Below are 4933 nucleotides of genomic sequence, written 5' to 3'. Positions count from 1 at the left end.
TCGCCGTGTGGCTGTCGGGGTTCTCGGCCACCTCCTCGGGGGTGCCCTGCGCCACCACCGTCCCGCCGCCGGACCCCCCTTCGGGCCCCATGTCGACGATCCAGTCCGAGGTCTTGATGACGTCGAGGTTGTGCTCGATGACGATCACCGTGTTCCCCTTGTCGACCAGCCCGTTGACCACCCCGAGGAGCTTGCGGATGTCCTCGAAGTGCAGACCGGTCGTCGGTTCGTCGAGCACGTAGACGGTCCGCCCGGTGGACCGCTTCTGGAGTTCGCTCGCCAACTTGACGCGCTGCGCCTCCCCGCCGGAGAGGGTGGGAGCGGGCTGACCGAGCCGCACGTAGCCGAGGCCGACGTCGACGAGGGTGCTCAGGTGGCGGTGGATCGCCTTGATCGGCTCGAAGAAGTCGGCCGCCTCCTCGATGGGCATGTCGAGGACCTCGGCGATCGTCTTGCCCTTGTAGTGCACCTCCAGCGTCTCCCGGTTGTACCGGGCACCCCGGCACACCTCACAGGGCACGTAGACGTCGGGGAGGAAGTTCATCTCGATCTTGATGGTGCCGTCACCCGCGCACGCCTCGCAGCGACCGCCCTTGACGTTGAACGAGAACCTGCCCGGCTGGTAACCGCGGACCTTCGCCTCCGTGGTGGCGGCGAAGAGCTTCCGGATGTGGTCGAAGACGCCGGTGTAGGTGGCCGGGTTGGACCTCGGGGTCCGCCCGATCGGGGACTGGTCGACCTGCACCAGCTTGTCGACCTGGTCGAGCCCGTTGACGCGGGTGTGCCGCCCCGGCACCAGCCGGGCGCCGTTGAGGCGGTTGGCCAGCACCCGCGCGAGGATGTCGTTGACCAGCGTGGACTTGCCCGACCCGGACACCCCGGTGACCGACACCAGCGCGCCGAGGGGGAAGGAGACGTCGATGCCCCGCAGGTTGTGCTCCCGGGCGCCGACCACGGTCAGCTTCCGCCGCCGGTCGATCCGGCGCCGCTCGGTCGGCACCGCGATGGTGTGCCGACCGGCCAGGTAGTCACCCGTCAGGGAGGCGGTGTTCTCCAGCAGCTCCTCGTACCTGCCGGAGTGCACCACGCGGCCGCCGCGTTCCCCGGCTCCGGGCCCGACGTCCACCACCCAGTCGGCGTTGCGGATGGTGTCCTCGTCGTGCTCCACCACGATGAGCGTGTTGCCGAGGTCCCGCAGCCGGGTCAGCGTGTCGATCAAGCGGTGGTTGTCCCGCTGGTGCAGGCCGATCGAGGGCTCGTCCAGGACGTAGAGCACCCCGACCAACCCCGAGCCGATCTGGGTGGCCAGCCGGATGCGCTGCGCCTCGCCGCCGGAGAGGGTGCCGGCGGCCCGGTCGAGCGAGAGGTAGTCGAGACCGACGTCGAGCAGGAAGCCGAGCCGGGCCGAGATCTCCTTGAGCACCCGGCCGGCGATCATCTCCTCCCGTGGCCCGAGGGTCAGCCCGGCGAGGAAGCGGGTGGACTCGGCGACGCTCAGGGCGCACACCTCGGCGATCGACTTCTCGCCGAACTCCTCGCTCTCGAGGGTCACGGCGAGGATCTCGGGCTTGAGCCTCGACCCCTGGCAGGCGGGGCAGGGCACCTCCCGCATGTAGCCCTCGTACTTCTCCCTGGCCGCGTCCGACTCGGTCTGCTCCAGGCGGCGCTCCAGGAACGGGATCACGCCCTCGAACGCCGCGTAGTAGGAGCGCTGCCGGCCGTACCGGTTGCGGTACCGCACGTGGACCTGCTCGTCCACGCCGTGCAGCACCGCCTTCTGGACCTTGGCCGGCAGCCGCCGCCAGGGGACGTCCATGCGGAAGCCCACCGTCTCCGAGAGCGACTCGAGCAGGCGGGTGAAGTACTCGGCGCTCTGGCCGCTGGACCAGGGTGCGATCGCGCCGTCGGCCAGCGACCGCTCCTCGTCGGGGACCACCAGCTCCGGGTCGACCTCCTTGCGGACGCCGATGCCGGTGCAGGTGGGGCAGGCCCCGTAGGGGGCGTTGAAGGAGAAGGAACGCGGTTCGAGGTCGTCCACCGCCAGGGCGTGCCCGTTGGGGCAGGCCATCCGTTCCGAGAACCGCCGCTCCCGGTCCGGGTCGTGCTCGGGGCGGTCGACGAAGTCGAGCACCACCAGCCCGTCGGCCAGGCGCAACGCGGTCTCCACCGAGTCGGTGAGCCGTTGTTTCGCGGTGGGCTTGACCGACAGCCGGTCGATGACCACCTCGATGTCGTGCTTCTCCTGCTTCTTCAAGGTCGGGGGGTCGGTGAGCGGGTGCACCACCCCGTCGACGCGGACCCGGGAGTAGCCCTGGGTGGGGAGTTCGGCGAACAGGTCGACGTACTCCCCCTTGCGCCCCCGGACGACGGGCGCGAGCACCTGGAAGCGGGTGCCCTCCTCCAGGTCGAGCACCTGGTCCACGATCTGCTGCGGGGTCTGCCGGCTGATCGGCGCGCCGCAGGTCGGGCAGTGCGGTTTGCCGGCGCGCGCGTAGAGCAACCGGAGGTAGTCGTAGACCTCGGTGATGGTGCCGACCGTGGAGCGGGGGTTGCGGCTGGTGGACTTCTGGTCGATGGACACCGCGGGGGAGAGCCCCTCGATGAAGTCCACGTCCGGCTTGTCCATCTGCCCCAGGAACTGCCGGGCATAGGCGGACAGTGATTCCACGTAGCGCCGCTGCCCCTCGGCGAAGATGGTGTCGAAGGCCAGGCTGGACTTGCCCGAGCCGGACAACCCGGTGAACACGATGAGGCTGTCCCTCGGCAGGTCGAGGTCGACGCCCTTCAGATTGTGCTCGCGAGCGCCGCGGACGACGAGGCGATCGGCCACGCTGTGGTCCCTTCACCTGATGATGGATGTGAGAACCGCCGGCCGTCCTCGAACGGGTCCGGCGATGTCCTGGGTTCGTGTCGTCTGCCCGTGTCCCTCGGCATCGGCGGGCACCAGCGGCCCGACGGCCCCGACCGCGCCGCGTGGGCGGCGGTCCGGCCTGGCTGGACCCAGGCAGGGGGCAGACCCGCCCATGCTAGGCATGGCCACCGACAGAACTGGCCGAAGCGAGCTCGACCACCTCGGCGCAGCTCTGGAGGCAGTCACGCGTGGTGATCACGACGGACCCGAACGAGCCTGCGTCCGTCACCATCGACGCGCCGGCCCGGCCCCTGGTCGGACGATACTCCTGCCAGCGCGAGCGGCACCGCGAGACGACGGTCACGCACCGTCACCCCAATGGGCGATCCAGCCCCTGTTCGTGTGAGGCACCGCGCCCCGGGTCGGGTCTAGGCTGGTTCCCAACAAGCGACGGACCTACCACGGTAGGAGGCGAGATGAACGCATCCTTCTCGGCTCCGGCCGTCGGTTACTGGAGCGTCACGGCGACGGCCAGCAGCAGCGCAGACCAGGCCAGCGCCGCTCGGCGTGCCCTGGCCGGCCGGGCCCTGCTGGGGGAGGCGGACCGCGCCCTGCTGCGCACCGTCATGGACCTCGACGACACGGCGGTGGGGAGCCCCAGCCGCGTGCCGGGGTGGACCAGGGCCCACGTGCTCACGCACCTGTCTCGGCAGGCGGACGCCGCGTCCAACCTGCTGCTCTGGGCCAGGACGGGCGTCGAACACACCCCCTACCCCAGCCGGGACGACCGCGACGCCGACATCGTCGAGGGATCGGACCGCTCCTGGCGGCTCCTGGTCGAGGACGTCCTGGCCTCCAGCCAGCGGTTCGCCCACGCGGTGGCGAACCTGCCACCGGAGGCCTGGGCGAACCTGATCAGCGATGACGACGACCAGCCGCTCCCCGCCGAGGAGGTGCCGTGGCTGCGGCTGTGCGAGGTGTGGATCCACCTCGTCGACCTGGACTCGGGCCTCGACTTCCCGGACATCCCCGCCAGGACGGCGGTCGCGCTGGTGGAGCACGTGATGCGTCGCCTGGCGCACCACCGCGACACCGGGCCGTTGGTCGTCGTGGCCGGGCTGCCGGACGGTTCCCGGCGCCGTTGGCGGGCTCCGGGACGCGAGGACCTGCCCGCTCGGGAGGTCTGGGGGCCCGTGGCCGAGGTGCTCGCCTGGCTCGCCGGCCGCTCCGAAGGCCGGGGCCTCACCGGCCGGCTCCCGGCCCTGCCCTCCTGGTTCTGAGCGCGACGCCCACCTGCCCGGTGCCGTTCACCCCGTGCTGAGCGCGGGCAGCGGTGGCCCCGCCGGACGGGTCGGCTCCCCGTCGCCGGCGTGGCGAGGAGGACCGCAGGTCGGGGGTCGCTTCGCCCAAGCGGCCGCCGGTCCCACCGGCGCGATCAGGCCGTTGGCACCCACCAGGCTCCTCGCTCCCACCGCTCCCGCTGGATCACACCGGGTCGAGCCGGGCCCTGAGCAGGCAGAACTCGTTCCCCTCCGGGTCGGCCAGGACGTGCCACTGCTCCTCGCCGGTCTGGCCGACCTCAGCCGGACGAGCGCCGAGCCCCAGCAGGCGTTCGAGCTCGGCGTCCTGGTCGCGGTCGGTGGCGTTGACATCGATGTGCAGCCGGGCCTTCCCCGGCTCCGGCTCGTCCCGGCGGCTGAGGATGATCGTCGGCTGCGGACCGCCGAAGCCCTCGCGCGGCCCGATCTCCACCATGTCGCCGTCCTCGCGGTCGAGCACCACGTAGTCCAGGACCGCACACCAGAACCGCGCCAGCAGCTCGGGATCACGGCAACCGAGCACGAGCTCGCTGATACGACACGCCATCTCGGGGACAGCCTCCAGCCGTGGGCGTTCGGAAGGGTCCCGCGACCATAACAACGCGGGCTGGTGGTGGCGAGGGGATTTCGAGGCCCTGCCCGCGCGGCGGCCGGAGAAGCGGCTCGGCCGTGGGGCGGCGGACCTTCCGGGCCCGATCCGGGCCAACCCCCGCGCCACCCTCCCCGGCGGCCCCGGAGGTCAGTCCCGCCCCGGCGCCCGCCG

Annotated in this window: 3 protein-coding genes; 1 reads left to right on the top strand and 2 read right to left on the bottom strand. The window is 71.6% G+C overall.

Going from position 1 to position 4933, the window contains the following annotated elements:
* The coding region (gene uvrA, locus ACTIDRAF_RS0219160; protein WP_016700341.1) for an excinuclease ABC subunit UvrA at positions 1 to 2830 on the bottom strand (2830 nt) is incomplete at its 3' end.
* A gap of 497 nt (positions 2831 to 3327) precedes the next feature.
* Between uvrA and ACTIDRAF_RS29840 the strand changes: the two genes are divergently transcribed.
* The gene (locus tag ACTIDRAF_RS29840; RefSeq protein WP_016700339.1) at positions 3328 to 4131 is read left to right on the top strand and encodes a maleylpyruvate isomerase family mycothiol-dependent enzyme; all 804 of its coding nucleotides are present in this window, start codon (positions 3328 to 3330) and stop codon (positions 4129 to 4131) included.
* Between the two features lie 205 nt (positions 4132 to 4336).
* Here ACTIDRAF_RS29840 and ACTIDRAF_RS0219145 read toward each other — a convergent pair whose 3' ends face one another.
* Positions 4337 to 4717, bottom strand: a complete 381-nt coding sequence (locus ACTIDRAF_RS0219145) for a VOC family protein (protein WP_016700338.1) — start codon at positions 4715 to 4717, stop codon at positions 4337 to 4339.
* Positions 4718 to 4933: the final 216 nt, after the last annotated feature.

Source organism: Actinoalloteichus spitiensis RMV-1378, assembly GCF_000239155.1.
GTDB lineage: Bacteria > Actinomycetota > Actinomycetes > Mycobacteriales > Pseudonocardiaceae > Actinoalloteichus_B > Actinoalloteichus_B spitiensis.
The sequence above is the reverse complement of the archived record's forward strand: the minus strand, read 5'-3'. Positions and strand labels throughout refer to the sequence as shown.